At 58.6% G+C, this 18640-nt stretch carries 15 protein-coding genes; 8 read left to right on the forward strand and 7 right to left on the reverse strand.

Annotation, left to right across the window (positions count from 1 at the left end; genetic code table 11):
• Positions 1 to 103 precede the first annotated feature (103 nt).
• Together queG and PW792_05695 are read left to right on the forward strand one after the other, a co-directional pair.
• Positions 104 to 1243, forward strand: a complete 1140-nt coding sequence (gene queG, locus PW792_05690; protein ID MDE1161424.1) for a tRNA epoxyqueuosine(34) reductase QueG — start codon at positions 104 to 106, stop codon at positions 1241 to 1243.
• A gap of 135 nt (positions 1244 to 1378) precedes the next feature.
• On the forward strand, positions 1379 to 2335 hold the full coding sequence (locus PW792_05695; GenBank protein MDE1161425.1) for a YihY/virulence factor BrkB family protein: 957 nt from the start codon (positions 1379 to 1381) through the stop codon (positions 2333 to 2335).
• A gap of 101 nt (positions 2336 to 2436) precedes the next feature.
• On the opposite strand, the gene PW792_05700 is transcribed toward PW792_05695, so the two are convergent.
• The 6 genes from PW792_05700 to PW792_05725 form a co-directional block, all read right to left on the reverse strand.
• On the reverse strand, positions 2437 to 3696 hold the full coding sequence (locus PW792_05700) for a beta-propeller fold lactonase family protein (GenBank protein ID MDE1161426.1): 1260 nt from the start codon (positions 3694 to 3696) through the stop codon (positions 2437 to 2439).
• A gap of 225 nt (positions 3697 to 3921) precedes the next feature.
• Entirely contained in the window at positions 3922 to 4050 is a 129-nt protein-coding gene (locus PW792_05705; GenBank protein MDE1161427.1) for a hypothetical protein, read from the reverse strand.
• Positions 4050 to 4766 (reverse strand): cytochrome c biogenesis protein CcsA, encoded by a 717-nt coding sequence (gene ccsA / locus PW792_05710; protein ID MDE1161428.1) that lies wholly within the window; start codon positions 4764 to 4766, stop codon positions 4050 to 4052. Before ccsA ends, PW792_05705 begins: the two co-directional genes overlap by 1 nt.
• Before the next feature lie 95 nt (positions 4767 to 4861).
• Complete coding sequence (locus PW792_05715) at positions 4862 to 5542, reverse strand: heme exporter protein CcmB (GenBank protein MDE1161429.1); 681 nt, start codon at positions 5540 to 5542, stop codon at positions 4862 to 4864.
• Complete coding sequence (ybaK, locus tag PW792_05720) at positions 5539 to 6051, reverse strand: Cys-tRNA(Pro) deacylase (protein MDE1161430.1); 513 nt, start codon at positions 6049 to 6051, stop codon at positions 5539 to 5541. The genes PW792_05715 and ybaK overlap by 4 nt, the downstream gene beginning before the upstream one ends.
• Positions 6048 to 6737, reverse strand: coding sequence for an ABC transporter ATP-binding protein (locus tag PW792_05725; protein MDE1161431.1), 690 nt, complete (start codon positions 6735 to 6737; stop codon positions 6048 to 6050). Before PW792_05725 ends, ybaK begins: the two co-directional genes overlap by 4 nt.
• A gap of 50 nt (positions 6738 to 6787) precedes the next feature.
• Between PW792_05725 and PW792_05730 the strand changes: the two genes are divergently transcribed.
• The 3 genes from PW792_05730 to PW792_05740 all read left to right on the forward strand — a co-directional run bounded on the left by PW792_05730 (position 6788) and on the right by PW792_05740 (position 12303).
• Positions 6788 to 8221 (forward strand): M20/M25/M40 family metallo-hydrolase, encoded by a 1434-nt coding sequence (locus PW792_05730; GenBank protein MDE1161432.1) that lies wholly within the window; start codon positions 6788 to 6790, stop codon positions 8219 to 8221.
• Positions 8222 to 8443: 222 nt separating this feature from the next.
• Positions 8444 to 9865, forward strand: coding sequence for a site-specific integrase (locus PW792_05735; protein MDE1161433.1), 1422 nt, complete (start codon positions 8444 to 8446; stop codon positions 9863 to 9865).
• A 290-nt stretch (positions 9866 to 10155) separates the two neighbouring features.
• Positions 10156 to 12303: a winged helix-turn-helix domain-containing protein gene (locus PW792_05740; protein MDE1161434.1), complete on the forward strand. Its 2148-nt coding sequence runs from the start codon at positions 10156 to 10158 to the stop codon at positions 12301 to 12303.
• 53 nt (positions 12304 to 12356) lie between these two features.
• Here the strand turns inward: PW792_05740 and PW792_05745 are convergent, their stop codons facing one another.
• Positions 12357 to 14144 carry a DUF885 domain-containing protein gene (locus tag PW792_05745; GenBank protein MDE1161435.1) on the reverse strand — a complete coding sequence of 596 codons (1788 nt, stop codon included), beginning with the start codon at positions 14142 to 14144 and terminating at the stop codon, positions 12357 to 12359.
• Between the two features lie 595 nt (positions 14145 to 14739).
• On the opposite strand from PW792_05745, the gene PW792_05750 reads away from it, so the two are divergent.
• The 3 genes from PW792_05750 to PW792_05760 all read left to right on the forward strand — a co-directional run bounded on the left by PW792_05750 (position 14740) and on the right by PW792_05760 (position 18616).
• Positions 14740 to 15921 (forward strand): heparan-alpha-glucosaminide N-acetyltransferase domain-containing protein, encoded by a 1182-nt coding sequence (locus PW792_05750; GenBank protein ID MDE1161436.1) that lies wholly within the window; start codon positions 14740 to 14742, stop codon positions 15919 to 15921.
• A gap of 224 nt (positions 15922 to 16145) precedes the next feature.
• Positions 16146 to 16928 (forward strand): hypothetical protein, encoded by a 783-nt coding sequence (locus tag PW792_05755; GenBank protein MDE1161437.1) that lies wholly within the window; start codon positions 16146 to 16148, stop codon positions 16926 to 16928.
• A gap of 281 nt (positions 16929 to 17209) precedes the next feature.
• The gene (locus PW792_05760; protein MDE1161438.1) at positions 17210 to 18616 is read left to right on the forward strand and encodes a DUF418 domain-containing protein; all 1407 of its coding nucleotides are present in this window, start codon (positions 17210 to 17212) and stop codon (positions 18614 to 18616) included.
• Positions 18617 to 18640: the final 24 nt, after the last annotated feature.

Consider the following 18640-nt stretch of genomic DNA (forward strand, 5'->3'; position numbering starts at 1 on the left):
CCTACTGTACAAGTGCGTTCAAGAGGAAGTTGGCTGATGAAATGGTTGCAACAACTTAACGAAGAGCTGCGTGAAATGATCGTTGGGAGGTGACGTGGAAGGCATGAGGGCAGCGACGATCGACCGGGAAGGGCGCGAGTGGGTGGAAAGCAGTGCGCGCACTGCTGGCTTCGCCACTGCGGGTGTCGCGGGGCTGGAGTTGGATGCGGCCAGCGATCTTCGATTTGCCGAATGGGTGAGCGCGGGCCACGCGGGCGAGATGGAGTGGCTGAAGCGTGTGGATGACGCAGGCAGGCTGGTGCGCGGTGATCTGCGGCGGTCGATGCCGTGGGCGCGCAGCGTGGTGATGTGTGCGGCGAACTACAACGCGGAAGCACCGCGTTCGATGGATACGGCAAGCGAAACGCAGGGCTGGATCGCACGCTATGCGTGGAGCGGCGAGGCGTCGTCGGTGATGGGGGAGCCGGGGCGTGGGACGGATTATCACGATACGTTGCTGGCAAAGTTGCGGAGTGTGGAGGCGTCGATTCGCGAGCGTTGGCCGGCGGCCGAGACTCGTTGCTATGTCGACACGGGCCCGATGCTGGAGCGTGATCTGGCAGCGCGGGCGGGTGTGGGGTGGATTGGCAAGAACGCGTGTGTGCTGAATCAGCAGCTTGGCTCGTGGCTGCTGTTGGGAGTCGTGGTGACGTCGCTGGAGGTCGCGAAGGAAGCCGCGGTTCTGCCGGCGATGGATCGCTGTGGGAGCTGCACGCGCTGCATTGATGCGTGCCCGACAGATGCGTTGCTGCTGCCAACGCCCGAAAATCCGACGCGACAGATGGATGCGACGCGCTGCATTGCGTACCTGACGATTGAGAAGAAGGGCGTGATTGACGAGGAGCTTCGGTCGAAGATGGGCAGGCAGGTCTTTGGGTGCGACATCTGCCAGGATGTTTGTCCGTGGAACCGGCGTGCGCCGGTTGTGGAGAGTCTGCCGGTGCGGCGTGGGCTGGTGAACCCGGAGCTGGAGTGGCTGGCGTCGATGGATGGGCCGACGTTCAACCGGTGGTTTCGTGGGTCGCCGCTGGAGCGGACGAGGAGGAAGCGAGTGCTGCGGAACGTGGCCATTGCGATGGGGAATAGTGGACTTCAGGAGTATGTTCCGCGGCTGGAGGAGTGGGCTGCGGGCGAGGATGAGGTGCTGGCAGAGGCTTCGCGGTGGGCGTTGGGGCAGTTGGCGCTTGGAGAGAGAAATCCTTGACGCAGAGTTTGCGAAGGTCGCAATGCAATGGGAAGAGATTCATGAGCGTGCGAGGTGGCAGTCGAATTTTTAGGGACGCCTGCTGTTTCACGCGGGGATGCGTCTTAGGCTAGGAGAGGTGGGGAGAGCGGGGCGATGGCAGACGAGACGGTGGGAACGACGGTTCGCGAGTTGGTGAGTAAGCAGGAGGCTCCTGCGGCGGGCAGCGAGAAGCTGACGCCAAAGATGGAGGCTGCGACGGCCGCTCCGGTGGAGGAGAGCGGAACGTGGGGGCAGGTGAAGGCGCTGGGCAAGTACATGACTCGCACCGAGGTGCATACCTATGCGTTCAGCGTGGCGGCGCAGGTGATCCTGAGCCTCTTTCCGTTCATCGTATTGTTGCTGACGCTGGCGAGGAAGGTGTTCCACTCCGAGCGCATGGTGCAGGTGGTGGGCGATATGATGAACCACTTTCTGCCCAACAACCAGGACTTCGTGATGCGCAATATGCGGGTGCTGGCGTACTCGCACGCGAACGTGAAGGTCTTCTCGGTGGTGATGTTGTTCATTACCGCGACGGGTGTATTTCTACCGCTGGAAGTGGCGCTGAACAGTGTTTGGGGAGTGAAGGAGAACCGCTCGTATCTGAAGAATCAGCTCGTCTCGATCGGGTTGGCGGTGGGTGTGGCGCTGCTGGCGATGGGGTCAGTGGCGATGAGCGCAGCGCAGCGTTCGGTACTGGATCTGATCTTCTTCGGGCATACGCAGAACATTGTCTTTCAACTGGTGACGAAGGGCTTCCTGACGATCTGCGCGCTGGTGGCGAGCGTTGGATTGTTCTTCCTGATCTATTGGGGGTTGCCGAACCGCAAGGTGCCTGCCCGAGCGGTGCTGCCTACGGCGATTGTGATGGGCATTCTGTGGGAAGTGGCGAAGTATCTCTATATCCTGGCGCTGCCGCACCTGGATTTCCGGTCGGTGTATGGGCCGTTTGAGGTCTCGGTGGGGCTGATGATGTGGGCGTTTATTTCGGGGCTGCTGCTGCTGGCAGGTGCGTACGTCTCCGCGACGCGGCAGGCCCTGCGCGAGGCTCGGGAAGCGGAGTTGTCGTAGAGCTTGCGCTGGTGAGGAAAGCCTCGACGCAAAAGGCGCGATGGCCGCAATGCTACGCGACGAGAGCTGTGCGGCTGGGAGTAGCCAGCAGATCCTGCAGGCTACTTCTTGTTTTTGGTGGTTGAGGCTTTGATGACGATGTCGTTTGGCTGAAGACCGGCGGGAAGCAGGGTGACCAGGGTGGGCTGGCCCACGGGCTGGGTGCGGATGACCGCGACGTCTGCGGAGCCGGAGTCGGCGACGAGGAGCAGGTGCTCGTCGGCCGAGAAGGCGAGCGCATCAGGACGGGAGCCGACGCGGGCTGCGGCCATCATGCGGCCATCGCCGATCGAGTAAACGCTGACAGAGTCGGCTCCGAAGTTCGAGACCCAGAGCGTGTCGTCGTTGGGAATAACGGAGCTCTTGGACCAGCCGGTGGTGACGGAACGTGAGGGCTTTGCGCCGATCAGGTACGTGCCTTCGACTTCGTTCGTCCAGGTGGAGATCTCGGAGATGGAGTCGGAGTCGAAGTTCGAGGAGAAGATCTCTCCGTTGCCGGGCTTTAGTGCAAGGTGGACGGGCGATTTGCCAACGTCGAGCATCGCGAGCTTGAAGTCGCGGGTCAGCGAAGGGTCCTGTTTGCCGCGGTAGGAGTCAGCCTGTGCGGCGAGCCAGACGTCCATAACCTGGTGGCCGGAGGAACAGGCGACGAAGACCTTGGAGCCGAAGGTCGGGTAGTCGGGTGAGTCGGCCTCGATGACGGCGTCGGTCGCGCCGGGGCAGCCGTCGAAGCTGGCGCGGAAGACCAGCGGGTGGTGCGAGTCATCAGGGTTGATGGTGTAGACGGAGATCGAACCGGCTGCGCGGTTCGTGACGACGAGCGTGCGGTTGTCCGGTGAGACGCGGGCGAGGCCGGGAGCTTCGCCGGTGGCAACCGTCGCGATTTCACGGCGCGTGTCGAGGTCGATGACTGAGACGGAGTTCGAGCCGGAGTTCGGCACGTAGGCGCGCTTGCCGTCGGGAGAAACCTCAATGGAGTACGGTTTGTGATGGACGCCGATGGTGGCTTCGACGCGGTTCAGGTCTGTGTTGATGACGGTTACCGTGTCAGAGCCAGCGTTCACCGCGTAGACCTCGGGGCGCGTGGGGTTGAGCACCAGGCCGCTGGGGTTCTTGCCGACTTCGAGCGTGCGGTCGCGCCGCAGGTAGACGAGGTCGAGCACGGTGACCGTATTGCTGCCGCCGTCGGCCACGTAGGCGAACTCGCGGTAGTTGTCCGGATAGCTGGGAAAACGGTTGCGACGGCACGCGGCTGTGGAGAGCAGCGTGGCAGAGAGCGCAACGAAGGTGCAGGCAGACCGGAGCTGAGAAGGGAACGGCACTTTGGGTAAGTCTATGGAGAGGCTGGCTGGGGCGCAATTCCTGAGTGGGAACCTGGCGTGGAAAAGTTTTTCAGATAGCGCCGCAACTTTGTTCGCTGGACGAGGTTTATGCCAGTGACACGATGGACGCCTCAACCCTTTGAGGACGGCGTGTCGGTTTGACTCCTCGGACAACGAGGCCGGATTGCGACCCCGGCTTCGTTGCTTTTTTGTTTGTGGAGGGCGCTATTGCGGCGGGCGGGTACGGCGCCAGGCGGCATACAGCCAGAGCGCATAACCGAATTGCAGAACCCAGACGACGACGTAGGCGTAGACCGTATGTTTCTGCGAGAGGGTGCTGAAGGGGATGGACATTACCGGGCCTCCTCGGCGGTCAGCAGTTCGTAGTCGGCCGCTTTATTTTCGAGCTGACGGCGGCGCTCGAGAGCGTAGCGGCAGCCGAGGATGAAGGCTCCCCAGAGAGCAAAGGCGGCCAGGTTCCAGAGAACGGCGCCGTACATCGAGGGATCGATGCCGGAGTCTGCGCCTCCACCGAAGACCGGCGCGGGATGCTGGGTGCGCCACCAGCGGATGGACTCAAAGCAGATCGGGATGTCGACGGCGGCGAAGATGCCAAGCACGGCGGCGAGCATCGCGGTGGAGTTTGTGTTCGAGAGGCGGCGCAGCAAGAGGTAGCTGACGTAAAGCAGCCAGAGAAGCAGGTAGGTGGTCAGGCGTGCGTCCCACGTCCACCAGATGCCCCATGCGGCGCGTCCCCAGAGCATACCCGTGGCGAGCCCGATGCTGGTGTAGAGCACGGTGATCTCGCAGGAGGCGATGGCGAAGGCGTCGGCCTTGGCTGCGCGTTCGGGGTTGTTCTTGCGCCAGGCCAGATAGAGCAGCGAAGCCGCGCAGTTCAGGTAAGGGAAGACGAAGCTGAGGATGGTGTGGGGGAAGTGATAGAAGAAGACCCGGTAGAGATTGCCCATGGTTGCTTCCGTCGGGGCAGACATGGCTTTGTAGAAGCCGAAGGCCATGACAGCAAGGCACACCACGAGGCAAAAGGGTGCGAGTTTGGAGGCTTTTTTCACGCTGCCACTATTTTATCGGGTTCGTGGCGGGTGGGGCGGCTGCTAATCGGTCTGCGGGTGGTTCTTGTGGGCGGCTGCGGTCGCGCGAGGAAGCCTTAGTCGGCCTGCAGGATGAGGTCGAAGGTAAGGACGCAGACTGTGGTGAAGATGATCGCGTAGGCGATCAGCACCTTGAGCCAGAGGTTCGGGAGGAACTCGCCGGTGAGGACCGCCGTGGTGGCCTGCACGACTGCGAGCAGTGCGGGCATGGTGATGGGGAAGAGCAGCAGCGGCAGCAGGAGTTCGCGGTTGCGGGCGCGGAGGCTCAGCGCGGCGAAGAAGGTTCCGTTGCAGACGAGCGTCCAGGTGCCGAGCGGAAGGATGAAAAGCAGCAGCCATGTCTGGCCGAGCGGATGCAGGTTATAGAAGAGCGTGAAAACAGGGGCGAGCACGAGTTCGACGACGGAGACGAAGAGGAAGTTCGCGATGGCTTTACCGATGAAGAGGGCGGAAGCTGGTGCGGGGACGAGCCTTTGCGCCTCAAGCGCGCCGTTGCGGACTTCGCGGGCCCATGACTGGTTGAGCGCGGTCATGGCGGCGAAGAGCAGGCCGACCCAGAGCAGGCCTCCGGAGATTTGCCGAGCGACTGTGGGGTACGCCGTGGGGTCGAAGGCCAGGGAGAAGACGACCGTAACCAGCAGAGCGAAGAAGATCATGCCGTTCAGCGAGTCTTTGGTGCGCCACTCGATGCGAAGGTCTTTGCGCAGGTGGGTGAGGACGTGGCTGGCGTAGTTCATCGCGCGGCCTCCTCTGGGACGGGCAGCTTGGTCAGGTCGGCGAGTTCGGCTGAGGTGGCGCGCAGGTAGTCGGCTGGGGCGACAATGAGTTGCAGGCCGCGCTGTCCGGCCGAGAGGCTGATGGTGTCGAAGAGTTCGAGGGTTTCGTCGGCGAAGGCGCGGAAGGGCTTTTTCGCGGCTAGCACGGTAACGCCGCCACGGATGTATCCGGTGAGCGGTTCGACGTCCTTGAGCGCGGCAAGCTGGGCGTTTCGAGCTCCTGCAACGGCGGCAAGCTTCTTCAGGTCAAGTTCCGCGTCCCCAGGCACGACGGCAAAGACGTACTCCTTGTCGGAGGTCAGGGTGAGGAGCGTTTTGAAGACCTGCTCGGGGGGCATGCCGATCTTGCGCGCGACGTTGGGGGCCGAAAGGTCTTCGAGGTCGATCTCGTAAGCGCGCAGCTCGTAGGAGATGCCGAGGGCGTCGAGAGCGCGTGCGGCGTTGGTCTTGGTGGGCTTCTTCGCGCTCATGCGGTGGCTTCCCCCGCAGAGATCAGGCGCCCGGCGTTCATCGTCAGGGTGAGCGAGGCCAGCGGACGCGCGAGTTCGTACTGATGCGTGGTGAGGATCAGAGTTCGCGGGGTGTTGCTCACGCCGGGCTGGAGCAGCCATGTCTGCAGGCTTTCGACCATGGCGCGTGCGGAGCCGATATCGAGGTTCGAGAACGGCTCGTCGAGCAGGAGGAGATCGGGCGAGGTCATGAGCACGCGCGCAAGCGCCGCGCGCTGCCTCATGCCTTGCGAGTACTCGCCGACGCGGCGCGGGTTGGCGGGGTCGAGGCCAACGGAGCGGAGTGCGTCTTCAGGAGAAAGGAGAACGGTGTATCCGCTGTAGAGAGAGGCGAAGTACGCGAGGTTTTCTACTCCGGTGAGCTCGTCGTAGAGCATCGTCGAGTGGCTCATGTAGGCCAAACGTTCGCGGATGTCGCCCGGGGTTTCGCCGAAGATGTGAATCGTGCCGTGGGTTGGCGACGCAAGGCCTGCGATGACGCGCAGCAGCGTCGATTTCCCGGCACCGTTTTCGCCGAGCAGAACGACGGAGGAGCCCGCCTGAATGCTGAGCGTGACGTCTCGCAGGGCTGCAAAACGGCCGTAGAGCAGCGAGCATCGGTGCAGTTCGACGGCGGTGGTAGGCGTGGCTGGGCTTGCAGAAGTCAACGAGTGCGCTCCATGCGAGTATAGAGCGACAACGAATGTGGAGGCAGAGGATGCAGCGAAAGCAGATTGCAGCAGCGGCGCTGATGGTGTGTGCGACGACCAGTGTTTTGGCGCAAACGAAGGCTCCGGCAGGGCAGGATGCGTTTGCTCGCGACGTGTTGAAAACGTTGATTGAGACGAATACGACGCACTCTACCGGCTCCACAACTGCGGCGGCAGAGAAGATGCGCGACTTGCTGCTGAAGGCTGGTTTTTCGCCGGCTGATATGGAAATTGTTGGGCCGAAGCCAAATCGCATGAACCTGGTGGTCCGCTATCGCGCCCCGAAGGCGGAGCAGAAGCCGCTGATGGTCATCATTCACCTGGACGTGGTGGAGGCGAAGCGTGCCGACTGGACGATGGATCCGTTTGTGCTGACGGAGCGGGACGGCTACTTCTATGGCCGCGGTACGCAGGACGTGAAGAGCGGCGATGCAGCGTTTGTGGTGGCGTTTGCGCAGTTGAAGAAGGGTGGCTGGCAACCGAGGCGGGACATCATTCTGGCGCTGACTGCGGATGAAGAGGGCGGCGCGAACAACGGCGTGGACTGGCTGTTGAAGAATCGCCGCGACCTGGTAAACGCTGATGTCGTGGTGAATCCTGATGCCGGTGGTCTGGTGCTGCGTGGCGGCAAACCCTCTGAGCTGGAGCTTGAGGCGACCGAGAAGACGTATGCGGACTTCACGTTGCGGGCGACAAATCCAGGCGGACACAGTTCGCTGCCGGTTGCCGATAACGCGATCTATGCGATCACCGATGGCCTGAGCCGGATTGAGCATTCGCCGTTTCCGGTGGAGTTGAACGCCGTGACGCGGGCGTACTACGAGGAAGAGCAGAAGCTTGCTCCCCGAGCCCGCGCCGCATTGATTGCGCGTGTGTTGAAGACGCCGATGGACGAGGCTGCAGCGACCGAGATTTCAGCGAAGTTCCCCGGAGATAACGCCATGCTGCATACGACGTGCGTGGCGACGATGATCAAGGGGGGCCATGCGCCGAACGCCTTGCCGGGAAGCGCGGAGGCGAACGTGAACTGCCGTATTTTGCCGGGGCACTCGGTGGAAGAGGTGCGGAAGCATCTGGCCGAGGTCGTGAATGACGCGCGGGTGAAGGTGCTCTTCCGTGGCGATAATGACAGCGAGACGATCGCCGCGCCGTCTAAGCCGCTGATGTCGCCTCCGGCGCCGCGTGCGGATGTGATGCAGCCGTTGCGAGCCACGGTGGACAGCATGTGGCCGGGGCTGCCGATCGTGCCGAAGATGGAGGCTGGAGCGTCGGACTCGATCTACACGATGGCCGAGGGGATTCCGAGCTACGGCTTCTCACCGATCGGAATCGAAGCGGGAGATGATCGCGCGCATGGTCGCGATGAACGAATCCCGGTGAAGGGTTACTACGACGGCGTGGAGTTTACGCGGCGGTTCGTGAAGGCGCTTGGGGACCGGTAGCTAGTGCCTCAACGTCTGGGTCCTTTGGATTTCCTGCTATGCAAACAAAAGCAGGCCTTCATCCGCTCAGGATGACAAATATATCGTAAATAATTGTAAATAAGCATCTTAATGTTTTGATATCATCTGTACAAAGCCTGCACAGATATGCAGGATCAACATGTTACGAAAAAATCCTACACAGAATCTGCACAGAACGAGTCTAAACAAGCAGAGGCGAACATGCCATTCGTCACGGATAAATCGGAACTCAAGCCGGGATTGGTCCTCTTCCGGCGAGGCGACGTAGACCACCGGATGTGGTATTGCCGGATGAAGATCCCCAAGGCCGACCGCTATAAGACAGTCTCCCTCAAGACGACCGACATCGACGTGGCGCGGGAACGCGCCTTCGATCAGGACGCAGACATCCGCTTCCGCCTGAAGCATGACGTCCCGGTGTTCAATCATCCCTTTCGCGAGGTGGGCCGAGAATACCTGCTGACGCAGGAAGCCCGGGCGAACCGCGGAGAGATCAGCGCGGCGCGTCCTAAGAAGATTCGCGCCATCATCGAAGGTGCTTTGGACAAATATGCCGGCTCTACTCAAGTTCATTTGATTGGGGATGAGCTCTGGGGCGGCTACCCGGCATGGCGGCGTGAGAACGGTGCGGGACGCAACCGTCGCAACGGAGTCCGCGAGGTCAGCGAAGAGATGGCCCGGGCTTTTGCCGATCAGGAAGCCGAGCGCCGCGCCAAGACGCAGCACTCCCTTGGCATCCGGGTTTTGAAACCAATTGAAGTCAAACCGTCCGAGGAGCGAACGGTTCCTTTCATCAGTGATTCCACCATCCGCTTTGAGATGTCCATCTTCGGCGCGGTGATGAACTTCGCGATCAAGAAGCGCTACGTCCCTGCCAGCCAGCGTTTCGATGAACGCCCCAAGCTCAAGTCCATGCGCCGGGATGAATTCACGCTGGAGGAGTACCGCAAGCTCCATACTGTCGGAAGGAAGTGGATTGTCGAGGCCGATAAGCCTGCCAGCATCTGGTATCGCACCGTCACCTACAACCTCATTCTCATAGCCTGCAATACAGGCATGAGGCCATCGGAGATGAAGAATCTACGCTGGCGTGACATCATGCCTGCAAAGGACCGTGAAGGCCGCGAGATCGTAGTCTTATTCGTGCAGGGCAAGGGCAAATCCCGCAAGCTGGTTGCTCCGAAGAGCGTCGGAGAGTATCTGGAGCGCATCCGCGTGATCTCCAAATCTACCGAGCAAGAGGATCGAGTCTTCACCAACATCGCGGGCAAGCCCGCGAAGACTCTCTACACCTCTCTCATCGCCGATCTTCTCGACAGGGCAAACTTGCGCGAAGGCACGCAGGGCGTGCCTCGCTCCACCTATTGCTTCCGTCATACCTACGCCACGTTGCGTCTGCAGGAAGGTGTGGACGTGTACTTCCTTGCCGAGCAGATGGGAACGTCCGTTCACATGATCGAGACGCACTACGGCCACGTGAACACGATCAAACATGCAGACCGCGTGTTGCAGGGCATGACGGGTTGGGAAGTGTCCCATCTGGACGACGCCCAGGCCAGGGCGTCGAAGGCAGCAGAGACCCACGATAAATCCAAACGAGGTCAGCGCAACAAGCCACGTTGACACTGACTCCCGAAGCCGTTTTTAGCCGGAGCCGTGGCGGAGGCTGGCGAAGGAGAGTTCGATATCAAATGAAAATCTTCGGAAATGGGTTCTGATTTGCCGCTGCCCCGCCGGGGCGTTCTTGCGGCAAATCCCCCTTGCACGTGCCGCCGCCAGCGGCTGTACATCGTGCGTGTGGATTATCGGGAAAGATTGACGGTAAACTTCAATGGATTGGCAATTTCCGTTTGCACGAGCATTGGAGTCCGCTCAAGACGGTCCAATGGGCATTGCCATGGCGTGCAAAGCTTATGAACTCGACGATCCCTTCTCTCGGTAACGCAAGGCCATTTCGACTCGGTGTACTACTTGTAGAACCACCTCTTCGTCGCCTTGTTCGTGAGGACGGGCGCATTCAGGTCATTGAACCGAAGATGATGATGGTTCTTTTGACCTTGGTTGAAGCGCAGGAGCAGGTCGTCACGCGCGAGGATCTTCTTCGCGCCTGCTGGGAGAATCGTGCGGTAAGCGACGATGCCATCAATCGTGTCATCTCCCGGCTTCGCGCCTTGAGCCTCGACATCGGAGAAGGCTGTTTCCAAATCGAGACGCTTAGCAAGGTGGGTTACCGCCTGCTTGCAGCACCGCAAAATGTTTCAGTAGAGAAAACGCCGTTTGAGACTCCTTTAGCCGAAGCCATTCCTAGCGAACCGGCGCGCATCAGCCGCCGCGCCCTTCTGTTTGGAATCGGATCTGGCACCGTCGCTCTGGCGCTCGGAGCCGGATATGCGGCACTTCGTCATACACGCAGACAAGAGACAGTGCCGTCAGTGCTTGTCTTGCTTGTCCTGCCATTCAGCACTCTCAGTAACGACGCTGTCACGCCGCTGTTTGCGCGCAGCGTCACCGAGGCTTTACGTGGCGAACTTGGACGAGTCAGCGGAATTCAGGTGATTGCGGCCATGTCGAGCCAGGCCATTGCGCAACAACAACTTTCCGCAGGGCTCATTCGACAACGCACGGGGGCAGACCTGCTTGTGGATGGCAGTATCGCCACCGCGAATGAACGAGTAAATGTGTCGCTGAGTCTTACCGATACACATACAGACCAGCAAGTATGGTCGACGTTCCTCTCAGGCTCAGCCGATAATTTATTGCAGCTTCAGAACGATGTGACGGCGCAAGTTATCCAGCAGATAGCGAGTAAGATCCATTCCAACCAGCCCACGACAATAGGGCCAACTTACCATCGTGACCCCGAGGTTTACCGTCTCACCCTACAGGCTCAGGAGCTCCTGGAAAATGTCCGCGCGCTTCGAATGACTGATCAGGCCGAGCCGGCATTCGATGCTGCGGATGAGGCCGACAAACTTGTCCGGCAGTCGTTGAAAATAGACGGAAACGATCCCGAAAGTCTTCTCGTCCTGGCGCAGCTCACGCGGAACGGCTGGACGCGAACGCTCGCGGCACAACCCTTGACCACGATGCAGAGAGCCACCGCATCGCTGGAATATATTCGCAAAGCCTTGCGTTCCGATGCGGCTAACCCGGCTGCGCTTGTGTCCCTGGGTGATTACTATCGCAGGTTCGAGTGGCGGTGGGACGATGCCGAAGCGCTCTTCAAACGGGCCCTTGCAATCAATCAGAGCATGATCGAAGCTCATTGGTCGTACGGATATCAACTGGGAGTTCTCGGCAATGCTTTGGAAGGGCTTGATCACGCATTGACACTATTCCAACTGGATCCCAAGAATCCGTGGCATAGTGTGGCTCTGCCGCGGCTTCTTTACCTATGCGGGCAGTATGAAGGAGCCATGAAGCGATATGATATTGAAATTTCGGCTGCCCCCAATAACGTCTTCCTGCTCTACGAAGTCTATTTCACGCTTTTCACTAAGGGTGATAGCTCTGCATTGCAGAGGTATGCTTTCCGACTGGCAGGCTTGTGGTCTGGGAAGACGATGCCTGACGGGATCTGCGCACTCCTGAAACGTATTCCTGCGGCTGTCGCCGCCCTCAATGGGCAACCCCAGGGATTGATTACGCAGCTAGATGCCGATCTCGTAGCCTTCAATGCGGGCGGCGCAGCAGCCGCTACTCTGCATGGCCGTGCACGCGACGATCTTCCGTACATCTTCGCCATGGAATATGCCTGGGCTGGCCGGTTCGATCAGGCAATTACCATGCTCGATAAGGCATTAGCCGCACGGTCGCTCTACTGGCCGGCTTGCCTACCCTACGGATCGACACCATTTCCCGCACAGATGCGCAGCGATCCCAGATACGAATCACTGTGGACTCGCGAAACGCGTCTTGCGGACGCCATCGAGCGCCGGCGAGTGGCTGTCGAAGCCAGACAGATGGCAGGTACGTTGCCGGACGGGCGTGATGTCGTGCCTGTGCTGCCGTCATCTTTGCAATATCGAATTGAGAAGATACTCGGTTCATCTTCCCTATAGGGCAATTCATGATATTCCAACCTACTGAGGGTCGATCAATCGCGGCTAGTGCTTCAATTGGTCGGCTTATGGTTTGTAAGCGGCGTTTGTTGCGTCTGTATCCATGTATGTATCCGGGAATCTAGAAGGTCTAAGGGTAGCGAACCGGCAGCCAGGATTTCGTCATGGAAGGCCCGTAGATCGAAGTTTGGACCAAGCCGGGCCTTTGCGTCTTCTCGAAGTTTCAGAATTTCTAGTTCCCCCGTCTTGTACGCCAGTGCCTGCCCGGGCCATGAGATATAGCGGTCGACTTCAAGTGTCACAAAGGGGTCGTTTGGATCATCTCCGCCAAGTGTCTTGTTCATATACGCGATCGCCTGCTCGCGGGTCCAGCCACTGTGGTGGATGCCCGTATCGACGACGAGGCGGACGGCCCGAAACAATTCCGACTCCAGCCGCGACAGGTCCGAGGGAGCATCCCGGTAGAAGCCAACCTCCTTCCCGAGTTGTTCTGCGTAAAGACCCCAGCCTTCCACGAAAGCGAACTCATCCTCACTGGGCCGGAGGCGAAATTTGGGAATGCCGTGGATCTGCTCTTGGATCGAAAATTGTAGATGGTGGCCGGGAATGCCCTCATGGTAGGCAACAGCTTCATCGCCAAGAAGTGAGCCACGGGCGGGATCAAGCATTTGGACGATGACGCGTCCGGGCACCTTGCCGTCGGGAGTTCCAGGAAGATAGTGCGTCTGAGAACTTTTGTCGTACGACGGAGCAGCCTCCACCGTCACTGGAATGGTGGGGAAAACGGTGAACAGTTCCGGCAACTTCGATTGCATCTGGGCGATGTGTTTGCGGAAGTCGTTGAGGACCTGATCTGCTGAAGTGGCTTGCCACGGTGCGGGATCGATCGAAGCGCCGAATTTCTCAGAGGACGGATACCCGGCCTTATGAGCAAGATCTTCTATCTCTCCGTTGATTCGCTCGACTTCGCGCAGGCCAAGCTCATGGACCTGTTCAGGAGACAAATTCAAGCTGGTCAACTTTCTAACCGCGAACGCATAACGCTCCTTTCCGCGAGGAAGAGACTCGATGGAAATTGACTCTTGCGCGTGTGGGATGTATTCGACCTTAAGAAACGTGGCGAACCTGCGATAGGCAGGAAGCACCTCATCGTTTGCAGCTTTCGTGATTTCTTCGGTCAGCTTCTTGCGATCTGCGGCAGAGATCGCTGAAGGGTACCTCGTTGTGGGGGATAGGAATGGGCTCGCAGCCGCGATCCCCTCGCAGCGAACTTGAATTCTGCTGACAACTATTTTCGGCTGGGTCACACCTTCCCGTATGCCGGCCCGTAAAATGCCGATGGTCTGATCAAAGGCTCTGGGAATCTGGTGCAGCCGATGTATATAGTCCTCGTATTCCTTCAGAGAATCAAAGGGCACCGATTGAGGGAGATCCGCGAGAGTGGTGTCTATCCCGAATAGCGTACGGAGGGGAAGTTCGTAACTCTTCAGATCGTAATCTGTGTCTTCGTTCGTGAGATTGCGTTCCAGGATCGCATGGGAAAGACGATCAACTTCCGGCATTCCTTGCGTTGGGATGGCGTGCAAGCGGGCGAGAAAAGCGTCGCGCTGAATGTGTTGCCGTTCGATCGCGGCCAAGGACCGGTCGTCCAGCAGATCGTTGTAGCGCAGATCGCCGAACGTCGTCGCGAGTTCCGGAGAATCTTTGAGCATCTGTTCGTAGTACTGTTCAAAGAGTTGGTTCTGCGCGGCGATATTCTTGCCGATCGAAGCAGAGGGCTCTGAACCAGTCATCGCTAGTGCCCCGGTGAGAAGAGCGGTACCAAGCAGTTTTCTAATCATGATCGCAACCTCCTGTTTTCATAGCAGAGAGAGTCAAGCAAGAACTTAGCAGCTTTCGCGTTTCTCAAGGTCTGGCCCAACGGTCGTTCTTGATGTTGCTGCCACCCGCACCCGGGCCGAAATACTCCGCCGAGCGTCCGCGTGAGCAGGCAACGCTATTCAGAAGCAGATCTCCATGACCTTCCGCCTGCGCCCATCCTGACCCTAGAAGATTTCCCTTAGCCGACTTGGCGGAGATGTGGGGAACACCCCAGTTGTCCCACGGGATATCGACGCCAATGTCCGATATCGAGCCCGTGTCGGCGAGGAAAGGGATGGGAGGGAAAGCGTCAGCACAATCAGAAGGAAGAGCTTCCAACGCAAGGCAAACACCTCGAAAGTCAAGTTGTTGCTCTGCATTCTAGGGCGTGTCAGGTGCCCGGATTTGTGCAAACCGGAGTTCATCGGCAAGAAATCAGGTGTTCATCAGGAATCTTGAGCATAGGTTCCCATAATCTGGCGATACCGAAATGTCTCAAGCTCAGACGTCCTTGATCTTCCGATCCGGGACATCGTGCCGAATTGACCACGAGCGAGAGTCTGGACAAAACAAAAGATGCAGCCCACCTCTTCCAGGCCCCCGCGCCTTCCATACATCGACGTCCTCCGAGGGTTTGTGATCGTGCTCATGGCGCTGGATCATGCGCGCGACATGTTTCACGATTCCGGATACGCTTATGACCCGCTCGACGCGTCTCACACGTCGATTGCGGTGTATCTGACCCGCCTGGCGACGCACCTGTGTGCGCCTACGTTCGTCCTGCTCGCCGGCGTGTCGTCATGGTTACAGAGGGGCCGGGGGAAATCGACCCGCGACCTGTCTGCCTTTCTTCTCCAGCGCGGGGTGTGGATGATCGTCCTTGAAGCTACCATCGTCAGCTTCGGTTGGGACTTCTCCATGCCCTACCTGATCCTCTTCCAGGTCATCTGGGGCATTGGCGTGGCAATGATCGTTCTTTCAGGGCTGGTCTGGCTTCCTCAGCCTCTTGTCTGTGGAATCGGTGTGGCTATCGTGGCGGGGCACAATCTTCTGGATCACGTACCGGTTGCCGCCGGCTCGCGCCTCGGTGTCTTCTGGTCCATCGTCCACGTTGGAGGCCAATGGCCAGCCGGCAAGTCACCTGTCCTGATCATGACGTACCCGGTGCTGGCGTGGACCGGAGTCATTGCGCTGGGATATGGCCTCGGCCCGGTTTTCGTTTCGGCGTGGCGTCGCCGCTTTTTTCTTATTGCGGGCCCGGTACTGTTGATGTCTTTTGTTCTCCTGCGCTGGCATAACGACTATGGCGATCCGAACCCGTGGGTCGCCGGACCGAGCCTGAAAGTGACCCTCATGCACTTCTTTTTCGTGCAGAAGTATCCGCCTTCTCTGATGTACCTCTGTTTGACCCTGGGATTCACGTTCCTGCTGGCGGCGCTCTTCGATAGCTGGCAGGCGCGCATCACTCAATTTTTCCGCGAATTTGGGAGGGTGCCACTCTTCGCCTATGTACTGCATCTCTATCTCCTTCACGCTGCAGATGTCATGGCCCTATTTGTAACAGGGAGATCAGTCGCGGCGAGTCTCGGCCAGAATCGCAAATCGTTCTTCGCCCCGGAGCAGCTTGCGGGTTCAGGCTTTCCGCTGCCGGTTGTCTATGCCGTGTGGCTCGGCATCGTTCTGCTGCTGTATCCGCTCTGTCGGTACTGGAGCGACATGAAGGCGCGCAACAGATCTTGGTGGATGTCCTACCTATGACATCCGCTCTCCATCCTCGAAGAATTTCCACCCAAAAGGCTTCTCTGGGCAAGTGTGCTGTCACCCCGCTCGCAGATCAACAACAAGAGAGCAGCAATATCAGTAAATGATCCGCTAATTATCAGGATTTTTCGCCTTGTCCAACATAGTCTCGTCACCTACAGCAATTTCGCCTCAGACAAAAGCATTACCTAACATCACGATTTTGAAAGAAGAGGACACTCATGAAACTGATGAAACTGATTTGCCTTTGTGCGGCGATGCTTGTCTCTGCGCATCCGATCTTCGCTGCCGACAATCCATGGTTCGGAACGTGGAAGCTTAACTTTAACAAGAGCACGCTCACCGGCAACACGGTGACAGTCGGCAAGATTCCGAATGGCTACCACTTCGACTTAGGCGCTGTGAAATACGACGTCTTCGAGGATGGACAGGATCATTCGACTGTCGGCAATCGGACCGAGAGCCTGAAATCTACGGGCAAACATGAGTGGCTGAGGGTCTACAAGGTGGACGGCAAAGAAGTGGGCCGCGCAACTCTGCGCCTGAGTGAAGACGGCACGAAGCTAACGGAAGACATCACCGGAACGGACGCGGATGGATCGACCTACAGCCAGCATGTAACTCTGGAACGGGCAGATTCGAGACCCGACTTGGCTGGCACATGGAAACAGACAAAGGCGGCGTTCTCTGCCAGACTTTTGATGGTCTATTCCGAGACGGACGGTGGCAAATGGAAAGTGGAGACGCCTTCGTCGCACTCAGTTATAGTGTTTTCGCTTGACGGCACACCGGCATCGGAATCCGGCCCTCGCGCAATTGCCGACGAGACCTATGCCTACACGAAAGTCTCGGACACGGAGCTCAAATACACGATATTCGAGAAAGGAGTGCCCTATGCTGAGGGCACAGAGACGGTATCAACCGACGGAAAGATGCTGAAGGATGTGAGTTGGTTGACTGTCAAGCCAGCGGAAAAGGAAATAGATGTCTGGGAGAAGCAGTAGATCACCGTCTACCGCCAGCAAGGCCGCACGTGCGACATCTTCTGAATCCGGCGAAACTCTGCATTGGTGACAGCACATTGGGCTTATCGCAGACAGTAAGTCCAATGTGAGTTTTTCATTTTGTTCTCACGCGTTATTCGTTGGTGACAAGCCGCACATGAGTTCTGGTTCGGTGTGTGACGGGAAGATGCGTCCCGGCTGAGTCGCGAACCTGGAATATGGCTACGTTGCAAATCGTAGATAACCAGTCGTAGTTCATTTTTGGGACGAAGAGGAGATGCATGAGTTTTGTTTCCGGTAGTGCTCGCAGCGATCTGCAGGAGATTCCATTCGGAGCGAATGAAGAGGTGGCGGGGCCTGCGTATCAGGTGACGCGTCCTGTCCAGGCATCGGAACGCATCAGCAGCCTTGACGTGCTTCGGGGCTTCTCGCTGATGGGCATTCTACTCATGAACATCACCAGTTTTGCATTGCCGGAGTGGGATTACTATATTCCACTCACGACCGTGAAGCCGGTGTTCAGCGGACCTTACTGGAAGGTAAATACGGTCATGTGGTTCCTGCGCTGGGTTTTGGCGGAAGGCAAGATGCGCGCTCTATTTTCCATGCTATTCGGCGCCGGGGTCATCTTGATGACGTCGCGTGCGGAGGAGCGTGGCGCCGGTATCAAGACTGCTGACATCTTCACCCGCCGCAACATGTGGCTGACTCTCTTCGGCATTCTCCACTGCTATCTCATCTGGAATGGAGACATCCTCTTCTTCTACGGTCTGATTGCACTCCTGTTTCTCTTTCCCTGCAGAAATCTCCGGCCCAAAAAGCTGCTCTGGGCAGGCGTGCTGGTGCTTCTGTTGAACAGCGTCGTGTTTAACGGAGGACGTTATCTTCAAGCGTTGTCCCAGAAGGCCGAAGCGGAGAAAGTGAACGCCGCTCTCGCGTCACACAGACGGATAGACGAAAAACAGGTGACGGCACTCCGTGAGTGGAAAAAGACCCAGGAGGACTGGCGGCCGAGCAATAAGATCATGTATGAAGACATTGCTGCCATGCAGCAGGGTTACTGGTCTTCGGTTGTTCATTCAGCGCCGGTTAGCTACTTCATGGAGACCTTCAACGTCTACTTTGGCTTCGGCGACGTGCTGGGAATGATGCTGATCGGCATGGGCCTGCTGCGGAATGGCTTCCTGTCCGCCCGCTTGAGCCTACGGACCTATGCGCTTACGGCGATCGTCAGCCTTGGCATTACATGGCCGGTTGTCTTTGCGGGAGCATGGCATGCATGGAGCAGCCACTTCGACCAGATGGAGAGCATGAAGGCCCTCTACTTCACATACGATCTGGGAAGAATCGGAGGTGCTCTGGGGAACGCAGCGGCGGTGCTGGTATTCGTCAAACTTGGAGCATTTCGCTGGCTGCTCGATAAGGTCGCGAAGGTCGGACAGATGGCGCTGTCGAACTACCTCCTCACCAGCAGCAGCATGAAACTTCTGTTTGTCTGGAGTCCGCTGCACTGGTACGGATACATGGAATATTGGAAGCTCTACATCGTCGTCGCCTGCATGTGGGCGGTGAACCTGATCTGGAGCACCCTCTGGCTTCGCCACTTCCGGTTTGGTCCGGTCGAGTGGCTTTGGCGTTCCCTGACTTACTGGAAACGTCAGCCCATGCTGCAATCCATCGAGTCCTGATTGATGCGTCCGACGCGAATTGCG

The organism is Acidobacteriaceae bacterium, from assembly GCA_028283655.1.
In the GTDB taxonomy this organism is placed as follows: Bacteria; Acidobacteriota; Terriglobia; order Terriglobales; family Acidobacteriaceae; genus Granulicella.

Coding starts and splice junctions, on each gene's coding strand:
- PW792_05745 (MDE1161435.1), bottom strand. CDS start 14,144: ATGATTAGAAAACTGCTTGGTACCGCTCTTCTCACCGGGGCACTAGCG.
- PW792_05760 (MDE1161438.1), top strand. CDS start 17,210: ATGAGTTTTGTTTCCGGTAGTGCTCGCAGCGATCTGCAGGAGATTCCA.
- PW792_05740 (MDE1161434.1), top strand. CDS start 10,156: ATGAACTCGACGATCCCTTCTCTCGGTAACGCAAGGCCATTTCGACTC.
- PW792_05755 (MDE1161437.1), top strand. CDS start 16,146: ATGAAACTGATGAAACTGATTTGCCTTTGTGCGGCGATGCTTGTCTCT.
- ybaK (MDE1161430.1), bottom strand. CDS start 6,051: ATGAGCGCGAAGAAGCCCACCAAGACCAACGCCGCACGCGCTCTCGAC.
- PW792_05735 (MDE1161433.1), top strand. CDS start 8,444: ATGCCATTCGTCACGGATAAATCGGAACTCAAGCCGGGATTGGTCCTC.
- queG (MDE1161424.1), top strand. CDS start 104: ATGAGGGCAGCGACGATCGACCGGGAAGGGCGCGAGTGGGTGGAAAGC.
- PW792_05715 (MDE1161429.1), bottom strand. CDS start 5,542: ATGAACTACGCCAGCCACGTCCTCACCCACCTGCGCAAAGACCTTCGC.
- PW792_05750 (MDE1161436.1), top strand. CDS start 14,740: ATGCAGCCCACCTCTTCCAGGCCCCCGCGCCTTCCATACATCGACGTC.
- PW792_05730 (MDE1161432.1), top strand. CDS start 6,788: ATGCAGCGAAAGCAGATTGCAGCAGCGGCGCTGATGGTGTGTGCGACG.
- PW792_05705 (MDE1161427.1), bottom strand. CDS start 4,050: ATGTCCATCCCCTTCAGCACCCTCTCGCAGAAACATACGGTCTACGCC.
- PW792_05695 (MDE1161425.1), top strand. CDS start 1,379: ATGGCAGACGAGACGGTGGGAACGACGGTTCGCGAGTTGGTGAGTAAG.